Source organism: Bacteroidota bacterium (assembly GCA_016715945.1).
GTDB lineage: Bacteria > Bacteroidota > Bacteroidia > Bacteroidales > F082 > JALNZU01.
Window position 1 is genome coordinate 424960 of sequence record JADJXJ010000003.1, and the last position, 16932, is coordinate 441891.

Sequence of the window (16932 nt, forward strand, 5' to 3'; positions counted from 1 at the left end):
TTATCAAATGTGGCGCAGTTTCATGCGCAGCAGGTTCCGGATGCTTTTCATCAGTGCTTCAAGCTCAATGCGTTCGCCGTTTTCGAACAAAACGACCGGATTGATGTGGTCTTTTTCAGCCGTTTCTGTCAACACAATGTCTGCCAGATGATACCCGCTTCGGTCGTAAATGGCGATATGGTTATCCTGATTGAAATCGCGCACAAAATACATGGGGTCGTAGGTGTGAAAACCCCGCTCCCCCTTCAGGTCGATCCGGATTGGGAACACATTGACCGAGAGGCTCTTCCTGCCAAACTGAAACTGCTGATCCTGGGTCAGATTAACCATTGACCGAAATCTGACCTCGAGCTTTTCTGTTTGGGCCTCGGTAATGTTGAGTTCGGCCCTCACATGGCTGTTTTTCTTCCGGAAACTTGTCTTCAGGCTGATGCGGATTTCAAAAGCGCCCGTTCTGATGCGCGAAGCAACCGACTCAGGAAGTTCATGTTTCAGGCTGGCCTGGTGTGAAACATCCAGCAATATCGTGCCTGAGGCGGTAACTATCCTGCACGAAAAAGCAAGCGGAAAGTCGTCCATGAGCAGCGATGGGGCCGTTTGCAACTGCTGAAGCTCAAACACAGCGAGCGAGTCGTCCCTGAAACGGTAGGGGAACACCATGCGCAGCGGCATGCCCTGAGCTGTATCGGCTTTGACCGGCGAATTTTCCTCACTGACAGGAAACTTTTTTGCCAGCTCACTGACAAGATTTCCTGTTTCAATGGGCAATGGAGCATCTGTTTCGGTGAGTCGCATCAGCTCGCGCAGTGCCAACATGCCATGCGTTTCTGATATCCGTTTTGTCAGACCTGTGAGTTCGGTATCGGCAGCGCGGATCAGCTTTTCCGACTGCGCGCGGTCGGGCCGACGACCGCACGCGGCCAGCAACCATACTGATAAGGAGACGAATAGAACCGGGAAGTATAGTTTTATATTCAACTCTGATAGCGTTTGTTGATCAGGCCTGCAATCATTTCGGCAATCTCTTCGTCGTGTATGGCGGCATTGTTCAAAACCAGGTCGAACAACAGCTCGCTGAATGGTTTTCCGCTAAACTCCTCCAGCAGCCGGCGGCGCCTTTCGTCGGTGTCTTCAATCCATTTTTTGGCTGTTTTCCGGTCGATGTTCCTCTGGTTCATGATGCTTCGGATGCGCCAGTCGAGAGGTGCCACCAGCCGCACATGAAGTCCGTCGGGTATGCGGGCGGTGATGATGGCTCCCGCCCTTCCGACAATGATGACATGGCCGCGTTTTGCGGCCGATTCAATAAATTCGGCAATCTTTTTGCGCACCAGGCTGTCGCTCAGGTAGGCATGGTTTTCGATGGAGTGTAGAATTTCACTCAGATGGGAGCGCTTTTCGCCCGAGAGAATGCCCTTGACCTGTGCCGGATTGAGCTGCATTTCGCGTGAGGCGTCTTCCAGAATTTCCTTCGAAACCAATTGCCATTTAATCGGGGTGTGCGCGTTGAGTTTTTGCTGAAGCAGGCGGGCAATATGCAGGCTATGGCACCCTGTTTCGCGCGAGATGGTCACAAAAGGCAGATGCCCGGATGGCATGGGCTCATCTTCTTTGATAAATTGCATCCGCCTGAGGTATTCTGTAAATACTGAACTCATGGCGCAAATTTTTCATAAAGTTACAACCGAACCAGGCCGAAACAACTTGCCCGAGATGGTTTTTTTTCGTAATTTTACTCAAAACCCGGAGGCCATGGTTACCGATTATTTGTGTCCGCATTGCAATGGACATCTGTTGCTCAACAATTATCTAATTCTTACAGTGAAGCACGAGCCGGATCAGGCAATGCTGCTGCTGATGAATCCCGAACTGGGGAATTATCAGACCCTGCACCATCCGGCACATCACATCGAGGAAGGTAAGGCTTTTGAATTTTATTGCCCGATATGCCATCAGGAACTCAAAAGCGACCTCAATCCAAACCTTGTGATGGTGTTGATGAAGGAGGAAAACAGCAAGACCTTTGAGCTGCACTTTTCGCGCATTGCCGGGCAGAAAAGCACTTACAAAATCATGGGCAAGGAAGTGCAGACCTTCGGCATCGATGCTCCGCACTACCTCGATTTTATGCACCTGATCGACATGAGCTGAGTGCAGCTGGCTAATTATCAGGGATTTGAATTGGCTTTGTGCTGCAGAAAATCGGAGAGCAAACGCACACAAACGCCTGTACCACCTTTTCCGCGATAGCTGTCGGCCTTATCCAGAAAGGCCGGAGCGGCAATGTCGAGGTGGATGAACGGGTAATCGGTGAAGTGCTCCAGAAACTTGGCGGCTGTGATCATACCGGCATCAGGGCCACCGATGTTTTTCAGATCGGCGATGTCCGATTTGAGCTGTTCGGCATATTCGTCCCACATCGGGAACTCTACCAGGCGTTCGTGTACCCTTAAACCTGATTCTTTAAGTAACTCAAATTCGCTTCCGGCTTTTACCTGCATGGCAGCAATGCCCTGAGGGCCAATGGCCCGGGCAGCAGCACCGGTTAGCGTGGCCAGGTTGATGACCAGCTGGGGTTCGTATTTTCTGGCATAGCTGAGTGCATCGGCCAGAATGAGTCGTCCTTCGGCATCGGTGTTGAGCACCTCCACTGTGGTGCCGTCGAACATGGTAATTACGTCGCCGGGCACATAGGCATTTCCGTTTACCCTGTTGTCGGTGGCCGGGGCAAGCCCGATCACATGCAGTTTGAGTTTCATCCTGGCGATGGCATACATGGTGGCAGCCACGGCTGCGCTGCCCGACATGTCGCACTTCATGGTGTCCATGGCATTCGAGGGCTTCAGGCTCATGCCGCCGGTGTCGTAAACCACGCCTTTGCCAACAAGTACAATGGGCTTGTTGTTGGCAGCATCCAGCGGTTTCCATTCCATCACCGTGAATGTGGGCGGATCCACACTGCCCCTGTTCACAGCAAGCAATCCACCCATTCTCAGGGCTTCTATCTTGCTTTTGTGCATTACCTCAACCTCAACTCCCAATGGCTGTAGCTGTTCGGCAAAGCTCGCGGCCAGCTTCTCAGCATTGAGTGCATTCAGGGGCTGATTCACCAGGTCGCGTGCCCAGCATACCGACTCGCTCACGGCAGTCAGATTTTCCATGCCTGAGGCACTCACCTGATTGGCAAATAGATATATTTTTTCCAGACTGTTTCGCTTTTTTTCGGGCTTGCTGAAATGCGCCAGAAACTGATAGTTTGCCAGCACAATGCCTTCGGCCAGCGCGAGCAGCTCCTGTTCGGTGCAGTCGAAGCCGTCGATTATGGCATCGCTGAATTTGTGTTTATTGAGCTGCTGACAGATGTGTGCTCCCGAGCGGCGTATCTTTTCGAGTTTGCTGCCGGGCAAATTTTCGTTACCCGATGCAACCACCACAAGAAAGATGCTGTAATCGAAGCGGATAACTTCAATCCATCCGTGCCCTTCCGATTGTTCAAGTTTGCGGCGCACATAGCGAAGCTCATCAGGTTTGAGCCCGGTTTGCTCAAATGGTCCGTCATCTTTCAACAGATAGATTTTGTTGGGGGATGCGTTGGCGTTGTCGGTAAGGTGGAGTTGTATGTTCATTTGGATTGCGGATTTCGTTGGTGTGCAAAAATAAATTTTCCGGACCAGCCCGACTGCCGGGGCATCAGTTTTGGCTCAGATATCGAGTTTTTCGAGGATGCGTTGGGTGGCACCGAGGTTGTCGGCCACATAGCGCCTGCAAATTTCCGATGCTTGTGCAAGGGCATCTTCGTTTGTCGCCAGCCGAAGCATGGCTGCGCGAAGCTGGCTGCTGTTGTGCACCGCAAAAGCGCCGCCAAGCCTCACCAAATCAAGGGCTTCGGTAAATTTTTCGTGCTTCGGGCCTATGATCACCGGTCGCCCCCATGCCACAGGCTCCTGAATATTGTGGATGGCTCTGCCAAACCCGCCTCCAATGTAGGCAAAGCGGGCATAACGATAAATGCGCGACAGCATGCCGATATTGTCAATGATCATGATACGGGCGCCGGGCAGGTTTTCGCGTTCGGAATAAGTTACAGCGGGCAGCGGACAGGCTTCGCGGATGCTGCGCACATGATTTTGGCTGATGTCGTGCGGGGCAATGATAATCTTGTAGTTATCAGGGAGTTCGGTGAGCAGGGGGAGCAGCAGTCTTTCGTCGGCCGGCCAGGTGCTTCCGGCTACAAAGAGTGGCTGCTGTTGCACAAAATCAGCAATCTCAGGTAGTTCAGGGGCTTCTTCAACCAGCTGGGCTACCCTATCGAAACGCGTGTCGCCGGCAATGCTGCAATGTTCGAAACCTGCCTTGCGAAGCAGGTGTAGCGATGTGTTGTCCTGCACGAAGAGATGCCTGGCCGGCCTGAGATGTGCAACAAACCACCGGCCGTACCACCTGAAGAAATGTTGTCCCGGACGAAAGCGCACCGAAAAGAAATAAAAAGGCACCTGCCGTTTGTGCAGATAATTAAGCAGATTGTACCAGAACTCGTATTTGATAAAAAACACCGCTCTGAGGTCGAGCTGGTCAAAATGCCTTCGGATTTCAGATGGTTTGTCTTCGGGTAGATAGATGACCAGGTCGGCTTGAGGATAATCTTTTCTGATTTCGAAGCCCGAAGGCGAGAAAAAGCTGAGCAGGATGCGGTATTGAGGCTTTGCTTTCCGAATGGCTTCGATGACCGGACGGCCTTGTTCAAATTCGCCCAGCGAGGCCGCATGAAACCACAGCCACGGCCAGCCCGTATCGGTTTCAGCAATTCTTTGCCTGCTTTCCCTGCGTCCGCGAATCCACATCACAGCTTTGGTGTTGAATGGGGCTACCATCCTGACAATCAAACCATAAAGCCAGATGGTTGCGGTATAGAGCAGTCGGATCATTGGCGGTAAGGGGTCAGTAGTAGTAGTATTTCAGCGGAGCCCTGCGGTAGCCAGGGATCATCCAGTTAACCCTTAGCCCGATATAGTGGTCGGTATATTTCCGGGTGTCGCGGCCCATGAGGTCGAAGCTGTAGTCGCGCAGCGGACGGGTGTAGGCGGCTATCCATTCCAGACCTGCTGAAAAGTTGAGCGTACGCTTGTTGCCCATAAACAGGTATCCGGCTTCCAGGCTGTGAGCAAATCCGCCGCGCAGATGATCGTAGCCTTTGGCGTAATCGCCTGCCAGTTGCGGTGCGGTGCCAAACTGTGTTTCGATGCGGATGCGATGCGCCAGATAGCCCAGCCCCCCTTGCACAAAGATGCCGCTGTTGGGATTGGGCGACCCGCTGCTGAACAGCTTGCCGGCTTTGGCCTGCAGATGCAGCCCGCGCTCAAAAAGGGCCAGGCTGGTGTAAGTGCCATCACCGTCGATCACCTCGCCGGTCGAAGTGCTGATCATACGCAAAAGCTCCTCCCTGCCTTTCACCTGATCGCCGAAGATAAAGCCGAAGTGTGCGTTCCAGAGCCAGTTGCGGTTGGTTTTGTATCCCACAACTGCAGCTATCTGGCTGTTGTAACCAAAGCGTTCCCGCAGGTCGCCAGCTGGTATCTGAAATGCGTAACTGGCCTGAAACAAAGCAGTTGATACCACTGAGTCTTTCACGCTCTGCTGGGCGTGCAGGCCAGATAAGGCCAGAAAAAGCAACAAAAGAAAAGCAGCTGTTCGTTTCACCGGATGCAACTATCGCGGGCAAATTTACACATTTTGCAAAGCCTGTGGCCATGGGCCGGAAACCGGACAAAGGCTGCAATTATTACCTTTGCCTCAGCGTTTCCGAACAAAAGCTGACTCTTGAAAAAGCTCTACCTGTACATCTTAAGGTCGTACGCTGGTCCGCTGGTGCTCACCTTTTTCATTGCTCTTTTCATTCTGCTCATGCAGTTCCTGTGGAAGTACGTGGACGACCTCGTGGGCAAAGGTCTTGAGCTCCATCTCATTGCAGAGCTTATGTTTTATGCCAGCGCCACTTTTGTGCCCCTGGCCCTGCCGCTGGCCATTTTGCTCAGCTCGTTGATGACTTTTGGCAACCTGGGCGAACATTACGAACTGGTGGCCATGAAAGCTGCCGGCATTTCCATCTGGAAGGTGATGCGGCCGCTGGTGTATCTCTCCCTGCTCATCAGCATCGCAGCATTTGTGTTTTCGAACAATGTGCTTCCGGTGGCTAACCTCAAGTTTTCGTCCCTGCTCTACGATATCCGGCAGCAGAAACTGGCCTTCAACATCGAGGGCGGGGTGTTTTACAACGGCATCGAAAACTATGTGATACGCGTTGGGCGCAAAGAAAAAGACAACCGCACCATTTACGACGTCAAGATTTATGACCACACCGACCGCATGGGGAATGTGAAGCTGACCACAGCCGAATGGGGCTATATGGAACTGAGCCCCGACCAGCGCAATGTGATTTTTACCCTGTTCAACGGCTTCAACTACCAGGATATCTTCAGCACACGCAACTACCGCGACAACCGTCCGTTCGACCGCATGCGTTTCAGCGAGCAACGCCTGAAGTTCGACTTATCGGAATTCAACCTAACCCGCACCCAGGAAGATTTGTTCAAGAGCCATTACACCATGCTCAACCTGCGTCAGCTCGACCATTTCATCGACTCGCTCGGCCAGCGCTTCGACGAAAGACGCAATCGCTATAACGACTTGTTCTTCAAGCGCTATCAATATCTCTCCACGATAGATACCACCATTCTGGCAGGCAAAAAGCCGCCTTTGCCTTCTGATACATCCCGTCCGGTTTCGGCTGCCATGAAACGTCCTGTGCTGGAAAACTTTCATCCAAACGAGCAATTCAATATCATCGAAATGGCCCTGAGCGCGGCCCGTAACAACCGCGACAACGTGAGCTTCAACAAAAACGATTTTGATTACCAGGCCGAAAATATCCGCAAACACGAGATCGTGTGGCACAAAAAGTTCACCCTTTCCATTGCCTGTCTATTGTTATTTTTCGTTGGTGCCCCGCTGGGCGCCATTGTGCGCAAGGGGGGACTGGGTTTGCCGGTAGTGATGGCCGTCATCCTTTTTGTGTTCTATCATATCCTGAGCATCACCGGCGAGAAGGCTGCCAGGGTGGGCGACCTCAATGTGTTTTTCGGAGTGTGGTTGTCGTCGGTTGTGCTCTTACCGCTGGGCTTGTTTCTCACTTTCAAATCGACCACCGATGCACCTCTGCTTGATGCCGAAACCTGGAAGAAAAACCTCGTGAGGCTCAGAGAAACGCTTAAAACGCTCAGGCCATGAGGGTACTTTTTATCTGCAACAAATCGCCATGGCCAATGCGCGAAGGCGGTCCAATAGCCATGAACAGCTTAATCATGGGACTGGTTGACGCAGGACACCAGGTGAAGGTGCTGGCTGTCAACTCTGAAAAATATAATGTGGATCCGGCATCAATTCCGGCTGATTATGTGAAAGCCACAGGCCTCGAACTGGTGCACCTCGACCTGAGGGTGAAGTGGCTTCCGGCGCTGATCAGCATGATCCGGCGCAGGTCGTACCATGTAGAGCGTTTTATCAGCGAGAGCTTTCGCGAGCGGCTCATCCGCATCCTCAGGCAGCAGCCCTTTGATGTGGTGCAGCTCGAAACGGTCTTCATGGCGCCTTACATACACGATATCCGCAAACACTGCAAAGGAGCCATTGTACTCCGGGCACACAATGTGGAGCACCTGATATGGGAGCGCATGGCCGGACAAACCTCCAATCTCTTCAAAAGACTATACCTGCGCGACCTGGCTTTCACCCTCAAAAAGTTTGAGAAAACTGTCATCAGGCAGGTAGATGGCATCGCAGCCATCACACGCAACGACGCTGCTTTTTTCAGGGCCATCACGCACAAACCGGTGATCGACCTGCCGTTTGGGGTGTTTCCGGATGCTATTTCACAGAAATCTGCCGACGCGGCAGGAAACAAATTTTTCCACATCGGCGCCATGAACTGGATGCCCAACGAGGAGGGGATGCGTTGGTTTCTCGAAGATATCTGGCCCGAACTGCACCGGCTGCATCCGCAGTTTACGCTCACGCTGGCGGGGCGGTACATGCCCGGATGGCTGGTCACAGGATACAGGCCCGGAGTGGTCGTGGTGGGCGAAGTGGATGATGCACGGAGTTTTGTGGAAGCGCACGACGTGGCCATTGTGCCATTGCGGTCGGGCAGCGGCATACGCATCAAAATCATCGAAGCCATGGCCGCCGGAAAAGCGGTGGTAGCCACAAAAATAGGTGCCGAAGGCATCCTCTACACACATGGCGAAAATATCTATATCGCCAACAAACTGCACGACTTCATTGATTTTGCAAACTTGCTGGCCAACCATCCCGAAAAGGTGGCAAAAATAGCAGCCGGGGGGCTTCAGCTCGTCAGGCAGCAATACGACAACAGGGTGCTGGTGTCGCGCTTGCTGGTTTTTTACAATGAAATCAAAAGGCAGATGAGCAGTGTTTCGCTCTAACATTTTGGCCTGCTCAGCGCACTGCCGTATCTTCGCACAGCCTAAGCCTGAGTAATGAAAATTTTTGTGCTTCTGTCCCGAATCCCCTGGCCCCTCGAAAAAGGCGACAAGCTCAGGGCTTTCCACCAGATCAGGTGCCTTGCGGCACAGCACGACATCTACCTGTGTGCACTCAACGCCCAGGCCAATGTGGATATCCAACAGGCCTACAAAGCTTTGCAGCCATACTGCAAGTCGGTAACCTTCGTTCGGCTGCGTCCGGCCGGCATCGCCTGGAATGTCCTGAAGGCCATTGTTTCAGGCAAGCCAATTCAGGTAGGATATTTCTATAACAGCAAGGCAAACAAAACAATCAGGCAACTCATCCAAACCCATCGGCCGGATGTGGTTTATGGCCAGCTCCTCAGGGTGGCCGCATACCTGGAGGATGTTCCTCTCCCCAAAGCGCTTGATTATCAGGATGTGTTCAGCCAGGGCATGGCACGGCGGGCAAACGTGGCAGCATGGCCAGTCAGTTTAATCTACAAACTTGAATTCCTGCGGCTGCGCAAATATGAGCGTCGGGCGTTTGATATTTTCGACCTGAAAACCATCATCAGTGCAACCGACCGCGATTTAATTCCTCATCCCTCAAACCACGAAATCGTGGTGATACCCAATGGGGTGGATCAGCAATTTTTTGCTCCGGACGATCAGCCTAGGACGTTCGACCTGGTGTTTACCGGCAACATGGCCTATCCCCCAAATGTGAACGCAGCCGAGTTTCTGGTGCATGAGATCATGCCGCTGGTTTGGGCCAGACGTCCGCAAACCAACGTGCTGATTGCCGGGGCCACACCCGACCGCAGGGTTAAAGCCCTGCAAAGCAATCTGGTGCATGTGAGCGGCTGGCTCGACGACATTCGCGATGCGTATCGCGCTGCCAGAGTTTTCATTGCACCTATGCGCATTGGCACCGGATTGCAAAACAAGCTGCTCGAAGCCATGTCGATGGGATTGCCCTGCATCACCACACCCCTGGCGCACCAGGCCCTGGGCGGACAAGCCGGCATAGCTATTATGGTGGCCCAACAAGCTGATGAACTGGCCAATGCCGTCCTCGAACTCCTCCAAAACCCGGAAAAAGCGGCTGCCATGTCCAGTGCAGGACAGGATTTCGTAAAGCGCAACTACCACTGGGAGAGTGCAACCCGCCGGCTCGCGGAGGCCCTGAGCGCCATCGCGGCCGGGAAGACCTCTGATGAAACCAGCAGGTAGTGTTGTAATTTTGCCATCGGAATATTTGTGTATGTATCTGTAAAACAAATATAAAGACGTGACTGACGATAAAAAAATCATTTTCTCCATGGTTGGGGTGGGTAAGATCGTTCCACCCAACAGACAAATCCTGAAGGATATTTACCTGTCCTTTTTCTATGGCGCTAAAATCGGCATCATCGGACTGAACGGCTCAGGCAAGTCGTCGCTGCTGCGCATCATTGCCGGCAAAGACACCGCCTATCAGGGCCAGGTGGTTTTTTCGCCCGGCTATTCTGTGGGTATGCTCGACCAGGAACCTGAACTCGATCCGAACAAAACGGTGCGTCAGGTGGTGGAAGAAGGAGTGCAGGAAATTGTGGACATCCTGAAGGCTTACGAAGAAATCAACAACAAATTTCTTGAGCCGATGGACGATGACGAGATGAATCGCCTGATCGAAGAGCAGGGGAGGCTTACCGAGCTGATTGAGCAAAAGGACGCCTGGGAGCTCGACCGCAAGCTTGAGATCGCCATGGATGCCTTGCGCTGTCCCGATCCGGATACGCCCGTGAGCGTGCTCTCGGGAGGCGAACGCCGACGTGTAGCCTTGTGCCGGTTGTTGCTCAGCGAGCCGGACATTCTGCTGCTCGACGAGCCTACCAACCATCTTGATGCTGAGTCGGTTGAATGGCTCGAGCAGCACCTGCAGCAATATAAGGGTACGGTGATTGCCGTAACGCACGACAGGTATTTTCTCGACCATGTGGCAGGATGGATACTCGAACTCGATCGTGGCGAAGGTATCCCATGGAAAGGCAACTACTCCTCGTGGCTCGAACAAAAAGCCCGCCGGCTCGAAATGGAAGAGAAAGCCGAGAGTCGCCGCCGAAAAACCCTCGAACGCGAACTCGAATGGGTGCGCATGGCCCCGAAAGCCCGTCATGCCAAAGCCAAAGCCCGCCTCAATAATTACGAAAAGCTGCTCAACGAGGATGTAAGACAAAAAGAAGAACGTCTCGAGATATTTATTCCCAACGGACCAAGGCTTGGCAACAAAGTGATTGAATGTCACAATGTGAGCAAAGCCTTTGGCGACAAACTGCTCTTCGAAGGACTCAGCTTTTCGCTGCCACCCAATGGCATCGTGGGCATCATCGGCCCAAACGGTGCCGGAAAGACGACCCTTTTCAGGATGATCATGGGCCTGGAAAAGCCCGACACAGGGTATTTTGAAGTGGGCGAAACCGTCAAAATCGGCTATGTGGATCAGGCACACGAAGCGATTGACCCTGAGAAAACGGTATTCGAAATCATCTCGGGCGGACACGACGAAATCCGTCTTGGCAGCCGCACAATCAATGCCAGGGCATATGTGGCCAGGTTTAACTTTACAGGCAACGACCAGAACAAGAAAGCCGGTGTGCTCTCGGGTGGCGAACGCAACCGCCTGCACCTGGCCCTCACCCTGAGGCAGGAAGCCAATGTGCTGCTGCTCGACGAACCGAGCAACGACATCGACGTCAACACTTTACGTGCCCTTGAAGAGGGTCTGGAGAACTTTGCGGGCTGTGCCGTTGTCATCTCGCACGACAGGTGGTTTCTCGACCGCGTGGCCACCCATATTCTGGCTTTCGAGGGCAACTCGCAGGTGTATTTCTTCGAAGGTTCCTACACCGAATACGAAGAAAACAAACGCAAACGTCTGGGCGACGCGGCCCCTTCGCGCATACGTTTCAAAAAACTGAAACAAGACTAACAACACAAAAGGCCGCCTCAAAGCGGCCTTTTGTGATTTGGTAAATTAGAGCTGATATTCAGCTTGTTAAGGCACATTTATGCCCTACACAAACAATAATTGCGTGAGAATGTAAACCGGCAACAGCACCACCAGCGAAAATTTTACCATATATCCGAAGAAGCTCGGCATCTCGATTTTGTTTTCCTCAGCAATGGCTTTAACCATGAAATTGGGACCATTGCCAATGTATGTCATTGCACCAAAGAACACGGCACCAAGCGAAATGGCTGTGAGCAATGCCTCAGGGATTCCTGCAACAAGTTTCACACCCTCAGCCATAGGCAAGCCAAGTGCCAGCTTGTGAAATGCCAGAGCGGTTGGGGCATTGTCGAGAAACGAGCTAAGCGCGCCTGTGGCATAGTAGAAAGCCCCCGGAGTAGAAACCCCCAGGGTTTCGGCGTTGGCATTGAGCCACAACAAAGCAGGAATCATGGTGGCAAAGATGCCGAGGAATAAAAATGCAACCTCAATGATGGGTGTCCAGGTAAATTTGTTGTCAATGCGCAGGCCACGGGGCGTGAAATAGAGCGAGAGGCCAGCCATCAGCAACATGGCTGCTTCGCGCACAAATCCGTAATAATGGTTGTCATGAATGATGTGCAGGTAATGCTCGTTCAGAAATGCTACCGAAAGCACAACACCTATCAGAAATATAAAATTGTATGTCCCGGTAAGTGAAAGGGGCTCAATTTGTGATTTGTCTTTTCTGATGGCTGATTTTGGTTCTTTTTTGTAATAGTATGTGTCTGTTATATAGTAAATTAACAGTAATACACCCACAACAAATGCCCACTCCTTAAAAAGGCCGAAAAACCATTCAAACGGCGCTCCACGCAGGTAGAGCAAAAACAATGGCGGATCACCAAGCGGGGTGAGCATGCCACCGGCATTGGCTACAATGGCAATGAAGAACAAAATGGTGTGGACTTTAAATTTTCTCTCCGAAATGGTTCTGATCACCGGGCGGATCAGCAGCATAGCTGCGCCGGTGGTTCCCATGAAACTGGCCAGCACACCCCCAATAGCCAGAAACAAGGTGTTGATCCATGGTTTTGCTTCAATGTCGCCTTTGAGCTGAATGCCACCTGTGATGATGAAAAGTGATCCGAGCAGGATGATGAAAGGGATGTAGTCGAACAACATCTGATGCAACAGCCTGTCGGTGAGATGATTATAGATCAGCCAAATGGCTGTGGGCACGCCCAGTACAAGCGATACAATCAGTTTGTTCTTGTTTTCTTCCCACCAGTGGTGGAAAAATAAAGGCCCTATCGCAATGAACAGCAGCATGATCAGAAAAGGGACTGATGCCCAAAGCGGAATGTCAGTTAAGATTTGGTCTGTCATTTAATTCAAGCTTAAAATTTGGAGCGCTAAATTATGGGCTTAATCCTGAATGACAATGAATAATGTTGCCGAATGCCGTAATTTAGAAAGAGTTAAAATAAATGCAGTTTTTTTCATATGATTGTTCTGAAGTTCTTATGAAACGCTGCCAAACGATCTGTAACTGCATATTTCTCCTTTTCTTTGAATCAAAATCCCGGTATATGATCAAAATTGACAACCAATTGCTCGACAAGCTGTCCGCTGTGGCATCGGCATCGCCACGCCGGCGCATCAACCACAATTTTCACGATGGCGATCACGATACGCTACAGCGCATGCTCAATGCCATGGAGCCGGGCACCTATATCAGGCCACATCTGCACCATCAGCCCGACAAAAGGGAAGTGTTCATCTGTCTGCGAGGTCGTTTCATGGTTGTGGAATATGAGCACGACGGCGCCATTCACGATCATATTGTGCTCGATGCAGAACTTGGCAACTACGCCTGCGAAATTGCGCCCAATCGCTATCACAGCATGATTGCATTGCTGCCAGGTTCGGTGGCCTACGAAGTTAAAGATGGACCCTACGACCAAAACACTGACAAAAAATTTGCTCCCTGGGCACCCGAAGAGGGCAGTGAGGCTTGCAGTGCGTTTATTGCGCGCATCCTTGAACTAACCGGCGCAAAAGGCTGAACTCCATTTTCTGATCCGGCATCAAACCTGGCAAAATCCCTAACTTTGCGCCACAAACGCAATCGATGACATCCAAACCCTCCATACCTAAAGGCACGCGCGATTTTGGCCCGGAGCTCATGGCGCGCCGCAACTACATTTTCGACACCATCAGGCAGGTTTTCAGGCGCTTTGGTTACCAGCCAATCGAAACACCTGCCATGGAAAACCTCAGCACCCTGCTCGGAAAGTATGGGGAAGAAGGCGATAAACTGCTTTTCCGCATCCTCAACTCAGGCGATTTTCTCCAAGGCGTTGACCTGACAAGAATTCAGGGCAGCGGCCAACTGCTCCCGCTGATTGCTGAAAAAGGTTTGCGCTACGACCTCACGGTGCCTTTTGCCCGTTTTGTGGTTCAAAACCGCAACGACCTGCCTATGCCTTTCCGCCGCTATCAGATTCAGCCGGTATGGCGTGCCGATCGTCCGCAAAAAGGACGATACCGCGAGTTCTATCAATGCGATGCCGATGTGGTTGGCAGCGACTCCCTGCTCAATGAGGCCGAACTGGTACAAATGGTTGATATGGTGTTCAGCCGCCTGGGAATCAGGGTAGTGGTCATAATCAACAACAGAAAGATACTTGCCGGCATAGCCGCAGCCATCGGGCAACCCGACCGGCTCCTCGATATCACGATGGCCATCGATAAGCTCGACAAAATAGGCATCGAAAAAGTGAACGAAGAGCTTGCCGAAAGGGGATTGCCCGCCCAGGCTATTGATGCGCTTCAACCGGTGCTATTCATGACGGGTGGCACCCGTGAAAAACTCGAAAAACTGCATCAGCTCATCGGCCACACCGCCGAAGGAGCCAAAGGCATTGAAGAGATGTTCACATTATTCAGATATCTCGAAATGAGTGATTTGAGTGTAAATATTGAACTCGACCTCACCCTTGCCAGGGGCCTGAATTACTACACGGGAGCCATTTTCGAGGTGAAGGCGCTCGATGCGGCCATTGGCAGCATATGCGGGGGAGGCCGCTACGACAACCTTACAGGGGTGTTTGGCATGCCAGGCATGTCGGGTGTGGGGATCAGCTTTGGCGCCGACCGCATTTACGACGTGATGAACGAGCTGGGCCTGTTTCCGCCCTCTTCGGCCGATTCAACCAGCGTGTTGTTTCTCAATTTCGGTGAAGAAAGCGAGCGCTTCTGCTGGCCTTTCGTGCGGCAGCTAAGGCAGAAAGGCATCAATACTGAACTGTTTCCTTCGGCTGAAAAGCTGAAAAAACAAATGCGTTATGCCGACCAGAAAAATATAGCCATAGTGGTTATGGCGGGCGAAACTGAGCTTCAGAACCAAAGTTTTACGGTGAAGGATATGCGTTCGGGAGTTCAAAAATCAGTAGATGCGGCACAACTGCTGCCCGAGATTCAGCAACTGTTGGAAAACACAGACATCAAATAGCAGGGAAGCAAAATAATTGACAGGCTTGCCCAAGCACCTGTCGTTTCAAACCAAAACCAACGCACATGAGCGTGCATTACATCAGCAGCGAAAAGCTCACTTTTGCCACGATCTTCGACATCTTGCGCAACAAACGCAAGCTAGCCCTCTCGTACGATGCCCGCAACCGCATCCAAAACTGCCGTACCTACCTCGACCGCAGGATGGAACAGCAAACCGATCCCATCTATGGCGTCAACACGGGTTTCGGATCGCTTTGCGACACGAAAATTTCCAGGCACGACCTGGGTACCCTTCAACGCAACCTGGTGATGTCGCACGCCTGCGGCACGGGCGAGGAGGTGCCCGCTGACATTGTGCAGCTGATGCTGCTGCTCAAGATTCAGAGCCTGTCCTACGGGCATTCCGGCGTACAGGTGCAAACCGTCGAGCGGCTCATCGAGCTCTACAACCGCGAGGTGTATCCTGTAGTGTATCAGATGGGATCGCTGGGCGCATCAGGCGACCTCGCCCCGCTTGCACATCTGAGCCTCCCCTTGTTGGGTCTCGGCGAAGTGCGTGTCAAAGGAGCCGTGCTGTCGTCGGCCGAATTCAACCGCATGATGGCCTGGAAACCCATCAGCCTCCAATCGAAAGAAGGCCTGGCTTTGCTCAATGGCACACAATTTATGAGTGCTTATGGCGTGATGAGCCTGATCAAACTTTTCAGGCTATCCATTCTGGCCGACCTGATTGGCGCCATCTCGCTCGAAGCTTTCGATGGCCGGATCGAACCATTTTACGAGGCAGTGCATCAGATACGACCGCACCGGGGTCAGATTGAAACTGCCCGCCGCATACGTCAGATCCTTGAGGGCAGCCAGCTGATCAACAGGCCAAAAGCGCATGTGCAGGACCCTTACAGCTTCCGTTGCATTCCGCAGGTGCACGGGGCCTCAGTCGATGCCATGAATTACGTGGCACAGGTCTTCAGCCAGGAAATCAACTCGGTAACCGACAATCCCACCATTTTCCCTGAGGCCGACCTTGTGCTCTCGGCCGGTAACTTTCACGGCCAGCCTCTTGCCCTGGCCCTGGATCATCTGGCTGTTGCCGCTGCCGAATGGGGCAACATCTCCGAGCGTCGTACCTACCAGTTGCTCAACGGAAAGCGCGGATTGCCACCATTTCTGGTCGCAAACCCCGGGCTAAATTCTGGTTTTATGATACCGCACTACACCGCGGCCAGCATCGTCAGCCAGAACAAACAACTCTGCACCCCGGCTTCTGTGGACAGCATTGAATCGTCGCAAGGACAGGAAGACCATGTGAGCATGGGAGCCAACGCAGCTACAAAGGCCTGGAAGGTGGTGCAAAACCTCGAACAAATTCTGGCCATCGAGCTGTTTACTGCTGCCCAGGCACTCGAGTTCAGGCGTCCAGCAAAGAGCTCTCCGACTATTGAACAGTTTATCAGCGCCTACCGCAAGGAAGTCCCTTTTATTCAGGAAGATACACTGATGTATGTGCATATGCACAAATCTGTGGACTTTCTGCGTAATGTGCCCGTCGAGCTGCCGGATGCCCTGGTAAGCGGTATTTGATGGCTTAGCCAAAAAGCAATTGATAAGGCCGCTCGATCTGTTCCTCGAGCTGAGCCACCGAAACAAACTTGCTCCAACGGCCAAACTCGGCCCCTTCCAGAAAGAGGATCAATGTGGGAAATCCAAAAACACCCATTGAAGCAGGGAGTTCCGGATAGGCAAGGGCATCCACAAATTCAAGCGCGATTTTGGGAAAGCGCTCCTCAACCAATGATTTTACTTTAGGTCTGAGGCTCAGGCAGGGAGCGCACTGATCGTGATAGAAATAGATCAAAAGTGCTTCGTGTCTATGCGGCAGTGCTTTCAATGTTTCAACGGTCATCATGTGGTGTTGTGCTA

15 protein-coding genes are annotated in these 16932 nt (G+C 52.2%); 8 read left to right on the forward strand and 7 right to left on the reverse strand.

The window, feature by feature from the left end; all coding sequences use genetic code 11:
- Positions 1-3: 3 nt before the first annotated feature.
- The gene (locus IPM52_12060; GenBank protein ID MBK9292344.1) at positions 4-978 is read right to left on the reverse strand and encodes a hypothetical protein; all 975 of its coding nucleotides are present in this window, start codon (positions 976-978) and stop codon (positions 4-6) included.
- A complete protein-coding gene (locus IPM52_12065; protein ID MBK9292345.1) occupies positions 975-1658 on the reverse strand; it encodes a cytidylate kinase-like family protein in 684 nt (227 codons plus the stop codon). The genes IPM52_12060 and IPM52_12065 overlap by 4 nt, the downstream gene beginning before the upstream one ends.
- A gap of 94 nt (positions 1659-1752) precedes the next feature.
- Here IPM52_12065 and IPM52_12070 point away from each other — a divergent pair, with 94 nt between their 5' ends.
- Positions 1753-2151, forward strand: coding sequence for a hypothetical protein (locus IPM52_12070; protein ID MBK9292346.1), 399 nt, complete (start codon positions 1753-1755; stop codon positions 2149-2151).
- 17 nt (positions 2152-2168) lie between these two features.
- Here the strand turns inward: IPM52_12070 and IPM52_12075 are convergent, their stop codons facing one another.
- The 3 genes from IPM52_12075 to IPM52_12085 all read right to left on the reverse strand — a co-directional run bounded on the left by IPM52_12075 (position 2169) and on the right by IPM52_12085 (position 5697).
- Entirely contained in the window at positions 2169-3626 is a 1458-nt protein-coding gene (locus tag IPM52_12075; GenBank protein ID MBK9292347.1) for a leucyl aminopeptidase, read from the reverse strand.
- A 75-nt stretch (positions 3627-3701) separates the two neighbouring features.
- On the reverse strand, positions 3702-4925 hold the full coding sequence (locus tag IPM52_12080; protein ID MBK9292348.1) for a 3-deoxy-D-manno-octulosonic acid transferase: 1224 nt from the start codon (positions 4923-4925) through the stop codon (positions 3702-3704).
- Positions 4926-4938: 13 nt separating this feature from the next.
- A complete protein-coding gene (locus tag IPM52_12085) occupies positions 4939-5697 on the reverse strand; it encodes a hypothetical protein (GenBank protein ID MBK9292349.1) in 759 nt (252 codons plus the stop codon).
- Positions 5698-5817: 120 nt separating this feature from the next.
- Between IPM52_12085 and IPM52_12090 the strand changes: the two genes are divergently transcribed.
- From IPM52_12090 to ettA, 4 genes are all read left to right on the forward strand, one after another.
- Positions 5818-7284, forward strand: a complete 1467-nt coding sequence (locus IPM52_12090) for an LptF/LptG family permease (protein ID MBK9292350.1) — start codon at positions 5818-5820, stop codon at positions 7282-7284.
- Positions 7281-8498 carry a glycosyltransferase family 4 protein gene (locus IPM52_12095; protein ID MBK9292351.1) on the forward strand — a complete coding sequence of 406 codons (1218 nt, stop codon included), beginning with the start codon at positions 7281-7283 and terminating at the stop codon, positions 8496-8498. Before IPM52_12090 ends, IPM52_12095 begins: the two co-directional genes overlap by 4 nt.
- Before the next feature lie 66 nt (positions 8499-8564).
- A complete protein-coding gene (locus IPM52_12100; GenBank protein ID MBK9292352.1) occupies positions 8565-9755 on the forward strand; it encodes a glycosyltransferase in 1191 nt (396 codons plus the stop codon).
- Between the two features lie 58 nt (positions 9756-9813).
- The gene (ettA, locus tag IPM52_12105) at positions 9814-11493 is read left to right on the forward strand and encodes an energy-dependent translational throttle protein EttA (GenBank protein ID MBK9292353.1); all 1680 of its coding nucleotides are present in this window, start codon (positions 9814-9816) and stop codon (positions 11491-11493) included.
- Between the two features lie 84 nt (positions 11494-11577).
- On the opposite strand, the gene IPM52_12110 is transcribed toward ettA, so the two are convergent.
- Positions 11578-12882, reverse strand: coding sequence for a sodium:proton antiporter (locus tag IPM52_12110; protein MBK9292354.1), 1305 nt, complete (start codon positions 12880-12882; stop codon positions 11578-11580).
- 203 nt (positions 12883-13085) lie between these two features.
- On the opposite strand from IPM52_12110, the gene IPM52_12115 reads away from it, so the two are divergent.
- The 3 genes from IPM52_12115 to hutH all read left to right on the forward strand — a co-directional run bounded on the left by IPM52_12115 (position 13086) and on the right by hutH (position 16593).
- Entirely contained in the window at positions 13086-13562 is a 477-nt protein-coding gene (locus IPM52_12115; GenBank protein ID MBK9292355.1) for a WbuC family cupin fold metalloprotein, read from the forward strand.
- 65 nt (positions 13563-13627) lie between these two features.
- Positions 13628-15010, forward strand: coding sequence for a histidine--tRNA ligase (locus IPM52_12120; protein MBK9292356.1), 1383 nt, complete (start codon positions 13628-13630; stop codon positions 15008-15010).
- 65 nt (positions 15011-15075) lie between these two features.
- Positions 15076-16593, forward strand: a complete 1518-nt coding sequence (hutH, locus tag IPM52_12125; GenBank protein MBK9292357.1) for a histidine ammonia-lyase — start codon at positions 15076-15078, stop codon at positions 16591-16593.
- A gap of 4 nt (positions 16594-16597) precedes the next feature.
- Here hutH and IPM52_12130 read toward each other — a convergent pair whose 3' ends face one another.
- Positions 16598-16918 (reverse strand): thioredoxin family protein, encoded by a 321-nt coding sequence (locus IPM52_12130; protein ID MBK9292358.1) that lies wholly within the window; start codon positions 16916-16918, stop codon positions 16598-16600.
- Positions 16919-16932 lie beyond the last annotated feature (14 nt).

Bases quoted from the DNA above. Each gene is read 5' to 3' on its own strand.
- IPM52_12065 (MBK9292345.1), bottom strand. From the start codon at position 1,658: ATGAGTTCAGTATTTACAGAATACCTCAGGCGGATGCAATTTATCAAA.
- IPM52_12070 (MBK9292346.1), top strand. From the start codon at position 1,753: ATGGTTACCGATTATTTGTGTCCGCATTGCAATGGACATCTGTTGCTC.
- IPM52_12075 (MBK9292347.1), bottom strand. From the start codon at position 3,626: ATGAACATACAACTCCACCTTACCGACAACGCCAACGCATCCCCCAAC.
- IPM52_12080 (MBK9292348.1), bottom strand. From the start codon at position 4,925: ATGATCCGACTGCTCTATACCGCAACCATCTGGCTTTATGGTTTGATT.
- IPM52_12095 (MBK9292351.1), top strand. From the start codon at position 7,281: ATGAGGGTACTTTTTATCTGCAACAAATCGCCATGGCCAATGCGCGAA.
- IPM52_12110 (MBK9292354.1), bottom strand. From the start codon at position 12,882: ATGACAGACCAAATCTTAACTGACATTCCGCTTTGGGCATCAGTCCCT.
- IPM52_12115 (MBK9292355.1), top strand. From the start codon at position 13,086: ATGATCAAAATTGACAACCAATTGCTCGACAAGCTGTCCGCTGTGGCA.
- IPM52_12120 (MBK9292356.1), top strand. From the start codon at position 13,628: ATGACATCCAAACCCTCCATACCTAAAGGCACGCGCGATTTTGGCCCG.
- hutH (MBK9292357.1), top strand. From the start codon at position 15,076: ATGAGCGTGCATTACATCAGCAGCGAAAAGCTCACTTTTGCCACGATC.
- IPM52_12130 (MBK9292358.1), bottom strand. From the start codon at position 16,918: ATGATGACCGTTGAAACATTGAAAGCACTGCCGCATAGACACGAAGCA.